This window comes from Eubacterium sp. LMAG:50 (genome assembly GCF_008680265.1).
Classification (GTDB): domain Bacteria; phylum Bacillota; class Clostridia; order Lachnospirales; family Lachnospiraceae; genus Eubacterium_U; species Eubacterium_U album.
The window spans coordinates 490,001-507,260 of sequence record NZ_NALP01000007.1 but is presented as its reverse complement, the minus strand read 5'-3'; the positions used below and the strand labels follow the sequence as shown (position 1 = coordinate 507,260).

Sequence of the window (17,260 nt, the reverse complement as noted above, 5' to 3'; positions counted from 1 at the left end):
ATAATCTACACATTTTAGAGGTCTTTATAATTAATTTTTATAATTTGCTAATATTCTTAAAACTTTATTATTTAACTTTTATGTTATACTCTGCTGTTTTATCACTGTTAAGTTTGCTATTTGAATATATCGCCTGTATTTTGTAAGAATAAGTTTTATTTTTCTTAATATTTTTATCTATGTATTTTGCCTGAGTAGTTGTTGCGACTCTTTTAAATACCTTTTTGCCTTCCATTTTACGGAATACATAATATTTAGTAGCCCTTGTATTTTTACTCCATTTTACATTTACACGATATATTTTCTTTTTCTTAACTTTTTTTACCTTTTTTGTCAGCTTAACATTACCTGGTGTCTTTAACTTTACACGCACATAACGTTCTGACTTAATTCCGCTTGTAGTTACAGCAGTTATTTTTGCTATGCCTACTTTTTTGGCCTGTATATTTCCCTGTGCATCAACAGAAACTATATCCGGATAATTACTCTTCCATGTAATTGTATCTGTTGTATCATCAGGTGCTATCGTAGTAGTATATTTTCCTACATATCCCCTTACAACTTTTAAAATCTTGCTTTCATTAATGTTAAAAGCTGTTGATGGCTGTTTTACATCAATTGTTGAATAGCATATTAAACCGCTGTCTGTTGTTGACATTACCTGATATTTTCCGGCCTTTAATGCAGTAAATTCACCTGTAATTCTGTTGATTGAAATACTGTTTGCATCAACAGCATCCCACATTATTTTATTTGTATATGTTGGTGTAGTATCTTTCTTATCAGTAACTGTTGTCTCTTTTTCATCTGAGGTTTTTGTTACATCTTCTGTTTTTTTAGTAGTATCTTCTGTAGTATCTGATTCATCTGTCTGAGTTGATGTAAATGTTGCTGTTAATTTAGAATTTTGTCCCTTACTTACTGTTGTATAATAACTATCTACTTTTAATCTGCTGTCTGCAATTTTCTGCATTATAAGGGCATTTTCCATTGAAACTTTTGATATTAAATTATCTTTATCATATTCACTATTTGGTAAATATTTATTTCCATATGGACTTCTGTCAAATATTGTATTGTAAATAGTACATGCTGCCAAATAACTTCCTGTTACTGATGGATGAAGATTATCTGTTTTATACATTGTAATTTTAGGATAATCCTGCATTACTCTCATGAAGTTAGTTCCTGATGCTGCAACAAGTCCATCATATTCATCAGCTATTTTAAAGTTATTTCTTGTTAAAATCTGTTCAATCTGAAAGTCGCTCAAAAATAATGACATTGAATTAACTTTAAAAGTACTTCCAATATTATTTGGCTGTGTTGCATATATAACCATTTTTGCTCCGGCATTATGTATTAAAGTATATAGAGTATTAACTGCTGCTTCTGCCTCTTCTTCTTTTTCTACTAAAACTGCCCTGTTTTCCTGTAATACTACATAATCCCATGTATTATTTGTTAATGCCTGATAAACCTGACTTCCATACATGTTAGTCTTATCTGCAAACTGGCTAAGTTTGTATCCTGGTGATGTAATAGATGTAACTTCACAGTTTATTTTATCTGCATCAGCAAGTCCTTTAAACATTTTTGGCATATCATTGTAATATGTATGACTGTTTCCTACAAACAATATTTTATATGTTTTCTGTGTAAATTGAACATCATCGGCGTATACGTTATTACTTACTGCCACAAAATATAACATCATAATTACACCGAACAATATTTTACTATATTTTCTAAATCTGGTTTTCATTTCGTTGCTCCTCGTCTAACATGTATTGCCTCTCTATCTAGTCGGCGACTAGTTATTGGAAACATTATTAAATATAAACTTCATTAATTTAGTTTCCATCTTAAGTTAATCTGTAAATATTTACGTTGTACTAAATGCCGGCCAATATTTTAACAATAATGAGCATACTATTGTCATTGCTATTATAATGATTACTGTCATTTTCCAACCCTCTTTAAGCATATACTTTGGCTGTAAACCATATCCAACAGGTATTGCTCTGATTGATGTTGGTAACATATAAGATAAATTTACTCCTACTGATGCAATGTAAACGTAAGGTATTGGATTTAAATTCATTCCCTTTACTATAGATATAACTATAGGTATTGCAACTGCTGCAGTTGCTGTATTTGATGTTACATCAGACATAAGTAAAGTTACTGTTATAATTACAAATACTGTTGTAACTCCACCTGTAAGTCCCATTCCTGAAACCAATTCACCAATTCTTTCTGCTGCACCTGATTCATTTATTAATGTTCCTACTGCAAGACCACCTGCAAAAATGTAAATCATTTCCCAAATAATTTTTGTCTGAACTGATTTCCAGAGCATAAGTCTTTCTCCATCAGAACGTGTTATTAAGAATGATAAAATTGCACAAATAATAAATACATATGCCGGTTTTAATCCTGGTAATAATGTCTGATAGAACTGTCTTGTGAATGCAAGTATTGTTGCTACTGCAAATAATCCAAGAGAAATCTTCTCTTCTATGCTCATTGGTGGGAATTTTTTATATTCATTTCTAAAATATTCTTTTGATCCACCAAGGCTTTCTGATTTTTTAACATCCCTAATCATGAAAACAATGTTAATAACAAGTAATGTAATCATAATTGGTAAGAAACGGATTACCCATGAAATATACATGTATTCTTTTCCTGTAAGCTGCTGTAAATAATCAACAGTTACAAGATTCATTGCTCCACCAAGTGGTGATGTCAATCCTCCAAGTCCTGCACCGTAAGCTATGTATAATAATAATTTTGAACCAATTCTACTATGTTCAATATCACCCTCACCTATGTACTTTAACATCGAAACTGCAATAGGTGTAATTGTTGCACATACTACTGCATTTGGTAAAATTGCAGATAATACTGTAGATAACAAAAACCAGAAAATTAACTGAATTCTTAAGTTATCACCAATTAATCCAAGTAATGATGCTGCAATTCTTTTATCAAGTCCTGTTTCTTCCCAAGATACAGTCAATATTGATGCTCCAAGTAATAATAAAATTGTCTCAGATGCATAATTTGATATTACTGCAGACATATCGCACATAGTGACAATAGCGTTAATTGCTATTGGTAAAAATGCTGTTACTGCATAATCGATAGGCGCTGTTACCCACCAAAATGCCATCCATGCAACCGTTCCTATTGCTGCTCTTTCAGCTAAAGCCGGAAATGCGCTCTCCGGTATTGCTAAACAACATAAAACAAATAATAACGGTCCTATTAATAAATAAATACGCTGTTTTGTCTTTGTCATTTTAATTCCTCATCTCAAAATACTCTTAAAATCACTCTGATTTTCTATTTACAAGTTACATTTCTTTTAATTTACGTTTAATTACTTTTCCATTAAAAGTTCTTGGAAGTTCATCTATTACCTGAACAACTTTTGGAACTCTTATCGCTTCTAATTTATCAGTCATAAATTTATGTAATGCTTTTTCATCATATTCATATCCTTCATTTATAACTATAAATAATTTAGGTGCTTCTCCTGTAATTTCATCAGGTATAGGAATACATGCACATTCTTTTATCATTTCGTTCTGTGCAACAACTTCTTCTATTTCTGAAGGTGCAATCTTAATTCCACCCATATTTATTACATCGCCTTTTCTTCCAAGTAAATATACAAATCCGTCTTCTCCCATATAGCCTAAGTCGTTTGTATATAAAGTGCCTTCATCGTCTAAAACCTCTTTAGTAATTTCAGGTTCTTTTAAATAACCAGGCATGTTCATTGCGCCCTTAAATGCAAGATTTCCCGGATTTTCTGCTGATGCATTAACTATATTTCTATTGTCATCTACAAAAATTATATTTGCATTTACGTTTGGAATTCCAATACTTCCTTTTTTATCTCCGTATTTGCTAAATTCAAGACTAACAGTACAACCAGATTCTGTTGCGCCGTAAATATTAAATAATTTTGTATTTGGGAACATTTCTTTTAATGTTTCTTTTGCTTTTTCAGATAAAGGTGCTGAACCTAACTGTATATAATGAATCTGTTCGCTATATGTTCCAAATCTATCCTTTGCAAATTTCAATAACTGTTCAAGAATTGCAGGAGCAAATGTGAGTCCTGTTACATGGTATAAGTCCAATAATTTGAAGAAATCCTCAACAAATTTTACTCCGTCAGTCATTATAACTGTTCCACCTTTATAAAAAACGGAATATGTTCTTCTAAGTCCCATAGAATGATTTAACGGTGCTGTAACCATTTCAACATCATCTGAAGTTATTCCTATAGCTTCACTTACATTCTGCGCTATTGCTATATTGTTTTTGCAGATTATCTTAATTCCTTTTGACTTACCTGTAGTACCTGTAGTAAACAAAATTTCTGATAAATCATCTGATTTAGGCAATTCATACTTGTTTACATCACATTCAGTTTCATCATTCATTGCCTCTTTAAACATTTCCTTTAAACTAATGCATTCTGCAGAAGTATCCTTTAATCTCTTAGTATCAAGAAAATACTTTGTTTCTACAAAATTCATAATTTCAAGAATTCTGTCCTCTTTTACAGCTTTTTCTAATGGACATGCAATCGCTCCAAGAAGCTGAATTGAAAATATCGAAAATAAATATTCAACCTTTTGTGCGCCTCTTAAAACTACAACGTCACCTTTTTTTACACCATTCTTTTCCAAATAAGCAGCTCCCTTATTTATCATTTTCCAAAACTGCCCGTATGTTGCCTTATTCTTTTTGTCTCCCACACATAATTTGCCGGGATTAATTTCTGAATTAGTTTTTATCGCTTCCAAAATTGAATTGTAACTCATGAAATCCTCCTAAAACTATCTCTTCAACATATGTTACTAAATTTATAGATGCCGGAGTTATAAGACTAAAATTATTCTGTATTTATACAAAATAATTATCATACCGTCTTTACTCCGGACATCATTGTATTTTCAGATTAGAATTTACCATAGAAGAATGCGCCGGCATCATATCCTGAACCGTACATTCCAAAAATAAGAATTCCCGCAATAAGTCCTAAATATAAAACCCATCTGAAAACAATATTCTGTTCTGCAATTACATCTCTGACTGTCTTATTATCTTTATCGAATTTTTCCTGTAACATACTTACACACCATACTAATACAACTAAAAGCATAGCTAATGTAAATCCATGTCTGTCTAATCCGTATGAGAATAAACTTTCATCCCAAAGAGTGTGAAGTCCAAACTGTCTAAAGTCAAACATTCTCTTTGTAAATTCAATCATTGTTGTAAATCCTGCTGAAACTGCAAAGAAAATTCTACCTATTGTCGAAAGCATAAATGTTCTAATCATTCTAAATAAATTAAAACTAAAGCATTCTGTATCAATATGAAGGAATTTACACAGTTTCTGTATTGGAATTTCAAATAACGAACTTGTTATAATTAAAATTCCATGGTATACGCCCCAAAGCACAAAGCAACTTGCGGCACCATGCCAAACACCTGTAACAATCCATACAACTGCTGCCGGTATAACTGCTGAAAATGCTCTTGAAGCCTGGTTTCCCCATTTTCTTCTTGTGAATTTATTAATTTTCTTACATAATCCTGACATTGAAACCTGATACAATAAATAATCTTTGAACCATGCACCAAGTGAAATATGCCATCTTCTCCAGAACTCAGGCATATTCTTTGAGAAGAACGGATGCCAGAAGTTTCTATCAAGATTAATTCCAAATATTTCAGAAACACCATGGGCAATATCCATACATCCCATCCAGTCTAAATATAACTGAATTGAGAATAATGATATTCCAAGTAAAAGTGGAAAACCTGTAAGCTGCTGCCAATTTGCTAATATTCCATTTGTAAATGCCTGTATTCTGTCAGATATTACCATTTTTTCAAAGTAACCCCATAAGATTAATTGAAATCCTTTAGTTACTCTGTTGTAATCAAATGGATGATCTGCAAAAAACTGTGGTGCTAACCTGTTATATCTTCCAATTGGTCCCTGCACAATATGAGGGAAATACATTGAGAATAAGGCAAGTTTAAAATAATTTGTTTCTGCTCTATATCTCTTCCAATAAACATCAAGTATATATCCAACAAGCATAAATGTATAAAAAGATATTCCAAGTGGAAGTATGAAATTAAACTCTTTACTCCAATCCATTCCAAATTTTGAAAGGATTGTGGATACACCTGATAAAATAAAATCTGTATATTTAATTACACATAACAATCCTAAATTAATAATAAAATCAACTACGAGGACTCTTCTTCTTTGTTTTGTACGTCTTTTCTTAAAAGCCTTCTTTGCATCTTTTGAAGAGAATTCACGTTCCTTTAAAATTTTATCCTCAGCATCATGCATTTTCTGAATTTTTCTTGCGAAAAAATATGTGCTTAGCGATGAAATAATTATAAAAACAATATATTTAGGTCCTGCAAATAAATAAAATGCAATACTTGCAATTAATAAAAATATCCACTGACATTTTCTAAAAACTGTAAAATACAATAAAATTACTATTAATAGAAATGGGATAAAAGATAGTGTATTAAAGCCCATTTTAGCTACTCTCCTCTGTTCAATGTAGTTTCACCATTATTTGAATACAAATAAACTGTGCTTACAACTCTTTTTAGTTGCTTATCGTATACTATAATATTAAAACCATAAGATGTTAAACTTGTACATTCATTGTCATTTAACTTTAGTGTGCTTCCTGTTGCATCAGCTTTCACAAGATAGTCTGTTCCATCACTAAATGTTCCACCTAATGAAACACTTACTGCACTGTCTTCACTCTGCTTAGCCACTTCATTGTATGTCTTACCATCATTTGTAACACTTACTATATTTGTACCAAATTCGCTATCTTCAAATATCTTTTTACTAACACCCATATTTATAAGAGTGTTCTTCTGTTCATCAGTAAATTTAATATTATTAACATTTGAACCTGCTGCTAAAATGACTTCATAATTTCCATTACTCTTATCCTGTACTTCTTTTAAATATTCATCTAAAGTTGTCGGGAAACTTAATTCACCTTCTTTTATAGATGCTTCATAATATTTTTTATATTTTTCAAAACTCTTCTTAACGCTATTATTTCCTTCTCTGTAATCAGTAAGATCATAATTTTCAGTTAAATATTTTCCCAAAAATTCTGAAGTCTTTTTTGCTCCCTTTATATTTAAATGAATTGCATCAGCTAAATCTGTTTTATAATTAAAATCAAGTTCTTTTCTAACGCTCTTAAGATTCATATCTATAAACGGAATATCATTTTCATCCGCAATTTTTTGAATATAATTATGCTGTTTTTCTTTCCAGCCTGTGTCAGGACTCTTTACGAATAATAACTTAACATTTCTTTCTTTAGCTAATTCAATTATTCTTCTCACATACTTAGCATTAACTTCATTTGGACTTTCAATTTTATCTGACTCTACTTCAAATCCATCATATAAGCCTTTTTGTGCATCCTCTTCAATATAAGTATTCATATCCTTAAATTGTGTTGATAATACTGAAAAGCCTCTAGTATAACTTTTGTTATTTCCTAAGAAGAAATCATAATCATCATAATTTAATTCTGACCATCTTGAATGATATAAAGATAATGGGAATAAATATGAAAATAAATCCGGTTTTACTTCATCTTCGTCTCTTTGAACACTATTGTATTCAATTGCATATTGAAGTTTGTTTTTTCCAATTCTCATATAATCATATGATTTTCTTGCTTTTTCCTCTGCCTTTTCAGATGATTTTCCGGCAGATTTAATTTCGACAACTGCTACTTTAATATCCTGTGTGTCTAATGCCTCTTTGAACCAAAAAAATGTTCCTATCATCGGCTGTGACATAACACCTAAATTATATGAAGAAATACCGTAATCTTCATATAACTGATACGGATCTGCTGTTGCAGCAATAACGCTTGCTCCAAAGAATAAAACTTCTGTACTGTTTTTTTCCAATTCATAAAAGCTCTTATTTGTTTTTGATGATGCCCAACGATTTTCTAACCACTTTGGTTTAAATAATCCTTCTAAAGCATTTACCATTAATACTGCCACTAGACAAAAACAAATAATTTTTACTATTCTTCCTATTTTCTGTTTCATTTTTTTCTCCATTAGTAAATAATTTTTGTATTTTAAAATAAACTTATATAACATTTAATAAAATTATAAGAATTTTAAGTCTCAAAAAAATAATAGTTTCCAAACTTGATATGCTCTTGTCCAAAAACTACTACCTATTTCTGCATAAACTTCTGTCTAACTGTATGTCATCATAAAGCACATTTTCACTAAATTAATATGTTTACTTTTTCATTAAACTCTCTAAGAATTGACACTATAATTCATTAAACCATAAAATTATAACAAAATCATTTAATCATTACAACATAATTGTTATAATTTTTTGGTTACAATTATTTCTAAATTCTTTTACCTTTATTTTTATTACTATTAAATATCTCTTTTTAATTAATTCAAATAGTTTTATTAATTAGCATATTTTTATTTATTTCGTAATAATTTTTTATAAAAATAGACATCTTATTCTTTTATTAATGTATTATAAATGTCTCTTTTTGAAACTCCTCTGTCTTTTGCTACCAATTTCATAGCAGCTTTTTTATCATTGCCTTGGTTTACATAATATTCCATATGTTCTTCAATACTCATATCTTCCCACTGTTTTCTTTTTTCTTCCTTAATCTCCTCCTGAGATTTTCCTTCTATTACAAGAACAAATTCTCCTTTTGGTTCTTTTTCATTATATTTTTCTATTGCACCATCAATTGTTGTTTTATCAGCTTCTTCATATTTCTTAGTAAGTTCGCGGCATAATGTAATACTTCTATTTCCTAACGCATCTCTTAATTCCTTTAGTGTTCTTACCAAGCGGTGTGGTGCTTCATAAATTACTATTGTCCTTGTTTCATTTTTCAACTCTTCTAACACAGTTGATTTTTCTTTTTTATCACTAGGTAAAAATGCCTCAAAACAAAATCTTCTTGTTTTTTGTCCCGACATTGTAAGTGCCGTCACGCAAGCTGCTGCTCCCGGAAGAGATGAAACTTCTATTCCCGCTTCATAGCACTGTCTCACCACCTCTTCTCCGGGGTCTGATATTCCAGGCGTTCCGGCATCCGTAATAATTGCTACGTTTTTCCCGTTTAGCATCATTTGAACCAACTGTTTTGCCTTATCATATTTATTAAATTCATGATAACTTGTCATTGGAGTCTTTATTTCAAAATGATTTAATAATTTTACACTATTTCTTGTATCTTCGGCACCAATTATATCAACTTCTTTCAAAATTCTTACAACTCTGTACGTTATATCCTCCAAATTTCCAATTGGTGTTGCACATAAATACAATTTTCCCTGCTTAATTTCTTCACTCATAGACTTTCTCCATGTTTATTTTCTATTCACAACTTAAACATTAATCATTTTTCTTTATTATAACCATATATATCATATATCTCATCTGTATATACGCCCTGTTCTTTATATACAATCAATGGTTTTTCCACCTTAACCATGGACTTACCTCCACGGCATCCTTCAATAAGAACCATATTTGCTTCCTTATCTGCAAATGGATGAACCATTCTTATTCTTTTAGGCTCAATTCTATACTGTCGCATTAGTGATATTATGTCAACTAGCCTGTGTGGTCTATGCACCATATAAAATCTTCCTTTCGGCTTTAACATCTTTGCCGATTCTCTTATTACATCTTCCAAATTGCACAAAACTTCATGTCTTGCAATCGCCTTAGGCATTTCAGGATTTTTCAATCCATGATTTTCATTCATATATGGCGGATTTGTAGTAATAACGTGAAAAGTGGCTCCGCCGAAAATTCCCGAAGCCTCTTTTATATCACCTGTCACAATATTAATTTTATCCTGCAGTTCATTCATTTCTACACTTCTTGTAGCCATCTCAGCACTTTCATGCTGAATCTCAAGTCCTGTAAAATGCTCTCCGTTGGTCTTTGCTTCCATTAAAATAGGAATTATTCCTGTTCCTGTTCCTAAGTCTAGTACATTTTCCCCTGATTTAGCGTCTGCAAATCCTGACAATAATACTGCATCCATTCCAAAACAAAACTTGTCCTTACTCTGAATTATTTTATATCCATTCCGATTAAGGTCATCAATTCGTTCTCCCTGTTTTAAATTAATCATCTAATTTTGATTCCTCTTTATCTTCAAGCCCTTTTAGCGCCTTTATTTCATCTGCTGCCAAATTGATTTTCTTTTTCTTAGGCTTGAATTTTAATTCTTTAATATTATATTCTCTGATTTCCTTTTCGTCATTTACTTCTACAATTACTTTTACTTTCTGTCTAAGAACATTTACACTGTATACTTCTCCTCGTAATCCGTCAAATGTTTTTACATTTTCACCTACACTTGGAAGATTCGCATTTAAGTATTCATATGTTTCCTGCTCATTTTTTAAGCAACACATTAAACGTCCACATACACCTGATATCTTCGTTGGATTTAATGAAAGACTTTGTTCTTTTGCCATTTTAATTGAAACCGGTGCAAATTCCGGTAAAAATGTATTACAACATAAGGGTCTTCCACACACTCCTATTCCACCAAGCATTTTAGTTTCATCTCTAACTCCAACCTGTCTTAATTCAATTCTTGTTTTAAAAACAGATGCCAAATCTTTAACTAACTCTCTAAAATCAATTCTTCCATCTGCTGTAAAATAGAATAAAACTTTATTATTATCAAATGTATATTCTGTATTAATAAGTTTCATTTCCAATCCATGTTTCTTTATTTTTTCGAGACAGATTTTATATGCCTTTTTTTCTTTCTTTTTATTTTCTAACTCTTTCTCATCATCTTCTGGAGTAGCCACTCTTATAATTGGCTTAAGTGGTGCTGAAAGTTCTTCTTCATTAATTTTCTTTATCTTTCCAACAACTTCACCATATTCTATTCCTCTTGCAGTCTCTACTATTACATGCTGGCCATTTTCAACTTCTATATCACCTACTGCAAAATTATAGATTCTTCCTGCCTGTCTAAATCTTACTCCGATTACTTTTGTCATTTTTGAATCCTTTCTCTAATAATCAAAAACAATACTTCTAAAGTTGCATCAAAATTTACATTTGACCCAATTCTTTTCTCCGCATTATCTATTTCTTCTAAAATAATATTTATATCTCTAAAGCTTAGTTTTTCACTTTGATTAACTATAGCCATATAATCATCCTGAAATATCAGCTTTTCTGAATCTTTACATGCCTTATACACAAGCATATCTCTATACCACACATACATAAGATCAAAAAATTCATCTATATTCTTTTTTAGTTCTCCCGCTGTCTTTACTGCCTGAGTTATTACATTTATTCCCCCATGTTCCATTGCAATCAATGTCTGAACCAGAGAATTTTTTAGTTCTTTAAACTCTTCTGATGTTGCAAGTTTAACAGCTTTTCCCGGATTTCCTTCAGCAAATGCCGCAGCAACACTTGCATCATAAGAACCTATGCCAAACTCACTCATTAAATAATTCTTTATTGTGCTTTCTTTTACACTTCTTATATTTAATACAACACATCTTGATAAAATTGTCTGCAAAAATTTATCTGCATTTGTAGTAAGTAAAATAATTATTCCATATTCCGGCGGTTCTTCTATAGTTTTTAATAGTGCATTTTGAGCTGCCTCTGTCATTTTTTCACAATCCGGAACTATATAAATTTTATGTTTACTGCTATACGGTTTAATCACAATATGATTGTTAATCTGTTCTCTTATCTCATCAACACCAATACCACTTTTCTCGTATGTCACAATTCTTATATCCGGTTGGTTTCCGGTATCTGTCTGATGACATGATTTACATTTTCCGCAAGCAACTCCTGTCGGAGTTTTTCCTACAGTGTTATTATCCTCACACTGTAAAGCTTTCGCAAATTGAAGCGCTAACTCCATTTTACCTGACTCAGCTTCTCCATTGATTATATATGCATGAGAAATCTTTCCCATCTTTATTGCATTTTCAAAATGTTGAGTTATGTGATTTTGACCTAAAACTTTTCCATTTGCCATACAACAAACCTCATAATCTATTTACACTAACTAATTAAATATATCATAAATACTTCTTTATGTCATTTTCAATATTATTTACACATTCAAATAATTTGTCATTTTCATATATTTTATCAATTCCAACTTCTAATATTTTTTCTCTTGAAAAATCTTCTTCATCGGCAATAAATCTACGACACAACTCTGTATATTTTGGATTTTCCTGACGTCTTTCCCTTTCTACCGCCCTAGAAAGTCTTTCACCTGGTTCAACATATATGTAAAACGGAATAACATTTTCTTCTCCATAATACTTTCTCATTCCTTTATAAGCCTCTAAAGTTCCAATATAAAGGTAATTATTGTCACTATCCAAATCTATTTGTCCATCATCTGCTGTAAAATAATTCCATAATCCGTGTACAGTATTATAGCCTCTGCACTCAATTATTTTTCCCTTATCTTTCATTTCTTCTAATTTTTGAGGAGAAACAAAATAATATTCTACTCCATTTTTTTCGCCCACTCTCATAGGTCTTGTTGTATATCCTACAACTGTCTTTAAATTCAATTGTCTATTATTTTTAATTTGCTGAAAAATTGTATCCTTACCGGAGCTGCTTTTTCCTAATATATAAAATATTTTTCCCATTTTCTTTCCTTTTCTTTAATCAACTTAAATAGTTCATACCTATTTTTTATTATATTATTAGTCATTATTAAATTAATTTAAATGTTATGAATTTAAATATTAATAATTTAATTGTTTTTATATTAATTACATAATTAGATTAATCAACAATTTTAAATTTATCATACCTAACTATTTCATAATTTCTATTTTTGTATTCCTTTATTTGTTCAACAAGCTTTACATTAACAACTTCGCCTGGAACAATTAATGGAATTCCCGGCGGATACAAATAAAGATACTCCGCAGATACTTTATTTATTGCATTTTCAATATCTACCAACTTCGTATTACTATTAACTGCATTAGAAATACTCATCTCCTGAATATTTCTTACTAATTCAAAATTTGTATTCTTAATTTTCTTTATTTCTGATTTGTTTGTATTTTTTTTGAGTTGTGCATCAATATAATCTAATGCTTTATATAATCTATCAAATCCCTCTTTATTATCACAAAAGGTAGTTATAGCCAACACATATTTTGCAGCTTCCATTTCCATTTCCAAATGAAATTTTTTACGTAAAATATCATTCATAGGTTTTCCACCCATATTTGAGTTAATTATTAATTTACTTAAATCAACATCAAAAACATCATTCGTCCCAATAAGTTCTTTTCCCGGAATATGTATGTTATGTAATTTATCACATTTTTTTCTAAATTCTTCTATGTCATTGCTAAATTTTTCATATATTTCATTTCCATTTTTATCTAAAAATGATATGCATTTATCCATATTTGCCATAAAAACATATGAAGGACTGCTTGTCTGAAAAATTGACCAAAAATGTTTTATTTTTTTCTCATCAACTCTTTTTTTTCCTTCTTTAGCTAAATGTAACAATGCAGTCTGCGTAAAAGTCGGCAAAGTTTTATGCATACTCTCAATTACTAAGTCTGCTCCCATATCATATGCTGGTTTTGGGAATTTATCTGATATTCCAAAATGCGCTCCATGAGCTTCATCAACAATAAGCACTGCTCCATTTTTATGCGTAATATCTGCCAAAGTTTTTATATCTGACACAATTCCATCATATGTAGGCGACGTTATGACAACTGCTTTTATATTACTATTTTTTTCAAATAAATTTTCTAATTCTTTTGCACTATATCCCCCATTTATCCCATATTTAGGTATATACTTTGGATACAAATATGTATTATTTAACTTAAGCAATTCACTTGCATTATATACTGCTTTGTGACAGTTTCTTCCTATTATTATTCTATCCCCCTGTGTAAGACATGAATGCATTGCTGTTAAAATGCCAACTGTACTTCCATTTACTAAAAAATATGTTTTTTCCGTCCCCCAAAATTTTTTTGCCCGTTCCATCGCATCCTTAAGCACGTCATCTGCTTCGTAGAGCATATCAAATCCATCTATTTCTGTTATATCGATATCCATTCCATACTGCTCTTTTATTAAATTTACATTTCTTTTATGCCCCGGCATATGAAATGGGTAAAAATCAGACTTACTATATTCTTTTAATTTATCATATAAATCCTTTGACATTACTATTCTTCTTCTAACTCCTCATTATCAAACATATTTTCAAATGAAATCTGCTTGTAATTGTATTGATTTTTCTCAAATCCCTCTAAAAATACTTCCATAGACGCATACTCTTTTCTGCCTTTTTTAATCAAATAAGGTACATCTATATTAAATATTACATTTTCTTTTGTCGGATTATCTTCTCGCTTCATCAATTTTTCTACAATAGCCAATGGTATAGAAAATTCAGCTACACTTTCCATAAATGTTAATTCAAATTTGGCTTCAAACAAATTTTCCGTTCTATAAACTTGTTCTATATAAACTCTTCCTACTTCTGATTTTTCAGCCTCTTCAATAACTGGAATAGACCATCCTTCATTTCCACAAATTATAATCGGATATACGTTATTGACTATTCCAACCATTGCATCAGGCAATACATGTGTTTCATCTACTGCATTTTCGTATCCAACTAATAATTCTTCTTTGGAAATCGTATTTATTACATTTTCATTTAATCCATTAACAAATTCATTTATGTTTTCTAATATAGGTTTAAAAACATCTATTTTTTCAAATGAAATAAGAAATATATTATGTGCCCATGCATATTCCTGAGCAGCACGACTAAATCCTGTCGCACTAAAATAACATCCTACATTATTGTATATATTTTCATTTTTATCCACGCCTAAATATCTATTTTCATTAATATCTGTAATAATTCCATAAAAATCTCTTATATGAGACAATTCAACTCTATTTTTTGCATAAAATTTATATTGGCAAATCATTCTTATTGGAGTTGTAAATGCTGAAGGCATATTTAAAATACCATAACTATATATTCCATGTTGTGAACTATTTCCATTTATTTCTTTTTCTTTTATAGTTACATATCCACTATCTTCTAATAATTTATTTACTTTTTTCTCAAATATATACTCTCTTGCCTGATGTTCTTTCATATATACCACCTACTCATTTGTTTATTTGCGTGCATCCTTTTATATTTTACTATTTTTTCAAGACTATATCAAATCTTATTATTTCCTATAATTATTATTTTTTTAATTTAATTTCTATATTTATTCAAACCAACTTAACTCTAAATATGTATAAAAATTATATACTTATATAATAAAAAAAGAAGCATTCCTGCTTCCCATCACTTCATTACTTATTAACGTTCCCTTATCCGACCCGTTTTTCTTGTTCTTCCCTGTTCTTCTCTTACCAAATGACATTCGGACATAGTTAGTGCCCAGTTCCGGAATCGAACCAGAGACACGAGGATTTTCAGTCCTCTGCTCTACCAACTGAGCTAACTGGGCATAAAAAATTGCGGGGACAGGATTTGAACCTGCGACCTCCGGGTTATGAGCCCGACGAGCTTCCAGACTGCTCTACCCCGCGCTGTTTCTTCTTTTTTTAATGGGCAGAGAAGGATTCGAACCTTCGAAGGCGTTGCCAGCAGATTTACAGTCTGTCCCCTTTGGCCACTCGGGAATCTGCCCATTCTTTTAAGGTAAGCCTGACTTCATTTATCATTGCTTACTTAAAGCCGATGAACGGACTCGAACCGTTAACCTGCTGATTACAAATCAGCTGCTCTGCCAATTGAGCCACATCGGCATATTAAATTTTTGTAACAAACCACTTTGCCCAATTGGCAGAGCCAAGCTTCGCTTGATTACTCTCCTCTTATCGACTTGCGTCAATAAGCCTAAATTGAGCCACATCGGCTTATTCTGTTTTATTAACAAGCTTTCCTGCTTATTTTCTTTTTACCTCTCGGTAGTGGGACCTACAGGGCTCGAACCTGTGACCCCCTGCTTGTAAGGCAGGTGCTCTCCCAGCTGAGCTAAGATCCCATGTTTCATTATACAAAAATAGAGGTCGAGAAAGCCGGCTTTTGCTTTCAACCTCCTCTTTCTCTTCTTTTATTGACGACCCGGATGGGGTTCGAACCCACGACCTCCGCCGTGACAGGGCGGCGCTCTAACCAGCTGAGCCACCGGGCCATTGTACATTCAAAACTGCACACCAACTAATCTTCCAATCTCTTTCCTTCCTTGGATAACTTTTCCTCAAATTCCTTCCTTATGGTTAAGCCCTCGACCTATTAGTATCAGTCAGCTGCACGTGTTACCACGCTTCCACCTCTGACCTATCAACCTTGTAGTCTTCAAGGGGTCTTACTACTTTCGTATGGGATATCTCATCTTGAGGGGGGCTTCACGCTTAGATGCCTTCAGCGTTTATCCCTTCCAAACTTGGCTACTCTGCCATGCATTTGGTAATGCAACAGATACACCAGAGGTTCGTCCATCCCGGTCCTCTCGTACTAAGGACAGCTCCTCTCAAATATCCTACGCCCACGCCGGATAGGGACCGAACTGTCTCACGACGTTCTGAACCCAGCTCGCGTACCGCTTTAATGGGCGAACAGCCCAACCCTTGGGACCTACTACAGCCCCAGGATGCGATGAGCCGACATCGAGGTGCCAAACCACTCCGTCGATGTGAACTCTTGGGAGTGATAAGCCTGTTATCCCCAGGGTAGCTTTTATCCGTTGAGCGATGGCAATCCCACTTTATACCACCGGATCACTAAGTCCTACTTTCGTACCTGCTCCACCCGTCGGTGTCGCAGTCAAGCTCCCTTATGCCTTTGCACTCTGCGAATGGTTTCCGACCATTCTGAGGGAACCTTTGAGCGCCTCCGATACCCTTTCGGAGGCGACCGCCCCAGTCAAACTCCCCACCTGACATTGTCCACCAGCCGGTTCACGGCTGCATGTTAGAAACCCAATACTGCAAGGGTGGTATCCCAAGGGCGACTCCTCGCAAACTGGCGTTCACGTCTCCTAGTCTCCCACCTATCCTGTACATGCAATATCGAATCCCAGTATCAAGCTA

At 32.2% G+C, this 17,260-nt stretch carries 12 protein-coding genes, 6 tRNA genes, 1 rRNA gene and 1 pseudogene (1 of these 20 only partly in view); 1 reads left to right on the top strand and 19 read right to left on the bottom strand.

From position 1 onward, the window contains the following. Positions 1 to 67 precede the first annotated feature (67 nt). The 11 genes from CCC31_RS07535 to CCC31_RS07485 all read right to left on the bottom strand — a co-directional run bounded on the left by CCC31_RS07535 (position 68) and on the right by CCC31_RS07485 (position 14,353). The gene (locus CCC31_RS07535) at positions 68 to 1,765 is read right to left on the bottom strand and encodes a DUF4886 domain-containing protein (RefSeq protein WP_290850665.1); all 1,698 of its coding nucleotides are present in this window, start codon (positions 1,763 to 1,765) and stop codon (positions 68 to 70) included. A 120-nt stretch (positions 1,766 to 1,885) separates the two neighbouring features. After that, entirely contained in the window at positions 1,886 to 3,307 is a 1,422-nt protein-coding gene (locus tag CCC31_RS07530) for an SLC13 family permease (RefSeq protein ID WP_290850663.1), read from the bottom strand. Positions 3,308 to 3,362: 55 nt separating this feature from the next. Beyond that, complete coding sequence (locus CCC31_RS07525; protein ID WP_290850661.1) at positions 3,363 to 4,847, bottom strand: class I adenylate-forming enzyme family protein; 1,485 nt, start codon at positions 4,845 to 4,847, stop codon at positions 3,363 to 3,365. A gap of 137 nt (positions 4,848 to 4,984) precedes the next feature. Then, positions 4,985 to 6,598 carry an MBOAT family O-acyltransferase gene (locus CCC31_RS07520; protein WP_022089137.1) on the bottom strand — a complete coding sequence of 538 codons (1,614 nt, stop codon included), beginning with the start codon at positions 6,596 to 6,598 and terminating at the stop codon, positions 4,985 to 4,987. Between the two features lie 5 nt (positions 6,599 to 6,603). After that, entirely contained in the window at positions 6,604 to 8,166 is a 1,563-nt protein-coding gene (locus CCC31_RS07515) for a hypothetical protein (RefSeq protein WP_022089136.1), read from the bottom strand. A 441-nt stretch (positions 8,167 to 8,607) separates the two neighbouring features. Next, positions 8,608 to 9,465, bottom strand: a complete 858-nt coding sequence (rsmI, locus tag CCC31_RS07510; protein WP_022089135.1) for a 16S rRNA (cytidine(1402)-2'-O)-methyltransferase — start codon at positions 9,463 to 9,465, stop codon at positions 8,608 to 8,610. A 44-nt stretch (positions 9,466 to 9,509) separates the two neighbouring features. After that, on the bottom strand, positions 9,510 to 10,256 hold the full coding sequence (locus CCC31_RS07505; protein WP_022089134.1) for a tRNA1(Val) (adenine(37)-N6)-methyltransferase: 747 nt from the start codon (positions 10,254 to 10,256) through the stop codon (positions 9,510 to 9,512). Next, entirely contained in the window at positions 10,249 to 11,145 is an 897-nt protein-coding gene (locus CCC31_RS07500; RefSeq protein WP_290850657.1) for a stage 0 sporulation family protein, read from the bottom strand. Before CCC31_RS07500 ends, CCC31_RS07505 begins: the two co-directional genes overlap by 8 nt. Further along, on the bottom strand, positions 11,142 to 12,155 hold the full coding sequence (locus CCC31_RS07495; RefSeq protein ID WP_290850655.1) for a DNA polymerase III subunit: 1,014 nt from the start codon (positions 12,153 to 12,155) through the stop codon (positions 11,142 to 11,144). The genes CCC31_RS07500 and CCC31_RS07495 overlap by 4 nt, the downstream gene beginning before the upstream one ends. 43 nt (positions 12,156 to 12,198) lie before the next feature. Then, positions 12,199 to 12,789 (bottom strand): hypothetical protein, encoded by a 591-nt coding sequence (locus CCC31_RS07490; protein ID WP_022089131.1) that lies wholly within the window; start codon positions 12,787 to 12,789, stop codon positions 12,199 to 12,201. 139 nt (positions 12,790 to 12,928) lie between these two features. Then, positions 12,929 to 14,353, bottom strand: a complete 1,425-nt coding sequence (locus CCC31_RS07485) for an aminotransferase class V-fold PLP-dependent enzyme (RefSeq protein WP_290850653.1) — start codon at positions 14,351 to 14,353, stop codon at positions 12,929 to 12,931. A gap of 362 nt (positions 14,354 to 14,715) precedes the next feature. Here CCC31_RS07485 and CCC31_RS12690 point away from each other — a divergent pair, with 362 nt between their 5' ends. After that, entirely contained in the window at positions 14,716 to 14,814 is a 99-nt protein-coding gene (locus CCC31_RS12690) for a hypothetical protein (RefSeq protein ID WP_363348522.1), read from the top strand. Between the two features lie 105 nt (positions 14,815 to 14,919). Here the strand turns inward: CCC31_RS12690 and CCC31_RS12685 are convergent. From CCC31_RS12685 to CCC31_RS07445, 8 genes and pseudogenes are all read right to left on the bottom strand, one after another. Then, a pseudogene (locus CCC31_RS12685) lies at positions 14,920 to 15,306 on the bottom strand (restriction endonuclease); the annotation flags it as partial. A 293-nt stretch (positions 15,307 to 15,599) separates the two neighbouring features. Next, positions 15,600 to 15,672, bottom strand: a tRNA-Phe gene (locus tag CCC31_RS07475). An 8-nt stretch (positions 15,673 to 15,680) separates the two neighbouring features. Next, positions 15,681 to 15,754, bottom strand: a tRNA-Met gene (locus CCC31_RS07470). 19 nt (positions 15,755 to 15,773) lie between these two features. Beyond that, positions 15,774 to 15,855: transfer RNA gene (locus tag CCC31_RS07465), tRNA-Tyr, on the bottom strand. A gap of 45 nt (positions 15,856 to 15,900) precedes the next feature. After that, positions 15,901 to 15,973: transfer RNA gene (locus CCC31_RS07460), tRNA-Thr, on the bottom strand. Positions 15,974 to 16,139: 166 nt separating this feature from the next. Beyond that, a tRNA-Val gene (locus tag CCC31_RS07455) sits at positions 16,140 to 16,212 on the bottom strand. 76 nt (positions 16,213 to 16,288) lie between these two features. Continuing rightward, positions 16,289 to 16,362 (bottom strand) — tRNA-Asp (locus CCC31_RS07450). An 81-nt stretch (positions 16,363 to 16,443) separates the two neighbouring features. Next, a 23S ribosomal RNA gene (locus CCC31_RS07445) occupies positions 16,444 to 17,260 on the bottom strand (it continues 2,071 nt past the right edge of the window).

Excerpts from the sequence above, each read along its gene's own strand:
- CCC31_RS07535 (WP_290850665.1), bottom strand. The coding sequence starts at position 1,765 with ATGAAAACCAGATTTAGAAAATATAGTAAAATATTGTTCGGTGTAATT.
- CCC31_RS07530 (WP_290850663.1), bottom strand. The coding sequence starts at position 3,307 with ATGACAAAGACAAAACAGCGTATTTATTTATTAATAGGACCGTTATTA.
- CCC31_RS07525 (WP_290850661.1), bottom strand. The coding sequence starts at position 4,847 with ATGAGTTACAATTCAATTTTGGAAGCGATAAAAACTAATTCAGAAATT.
- CCC31_RS07520 (WP_022089137.1), bottom strand. The coding sequence starts at position 6,598 with ATGGGCTTTAATACACTATCTTTTATCCCATTTCTATTAATAGTAATT.
- CCC31_RS07515 (WP_022089136.1), bottom strand. The coding sequence starts at position 8,166 with ATGAAACAGAAAATAGGAAGAATAGTAAAAATTATTTGTTTTTGTCTA.
- rsmI (WP_022089135.1), bottom strand. The coding sequence starts at position 9,465 with ATGAGTGAAGAAATTAAGCAGGGAAAATTGTATTTATGTGCAACACCA.
- CCC31_RS07505 (WP_022089134.1), bottom strand. The coding sequence starts at position 10,256 with ATGATTAATTTAAAACAGGGAGAACGAATTGATGACCTTAATCGGAAT.
- CCC31_RS07500 (WP_290850657.1), bottom strand. The coding sequence starts at position 11,145 with ATGACAAAAGTAATCGGAGTAAGATTTAGACAGGCAGGAAGAATCTAT.
- CCC31_RS07495 (WP_290850655.1), bottom strand. The coding sequence starts at position 12,155 with ATGGCAAATGGAAAAGTTTTAGGTCAAAATCACATAACTCAACATTTT.
- CCC31_RS07490 (WP_022089131.1), bottom strand. The coding sequence starts at position 12,789 with ATGGGAAAAATATTTTATATATTAGGAAAAAGCAGCTCCGGTAAGGAT.
- CCC31_RS07485 (WP_290850653.1), bottom strand. The coding sequence starts at position 14,353 with ATGTCAAAGGATTTATATGATAAATTAAAAGAATATAGTAAGTCTGAT.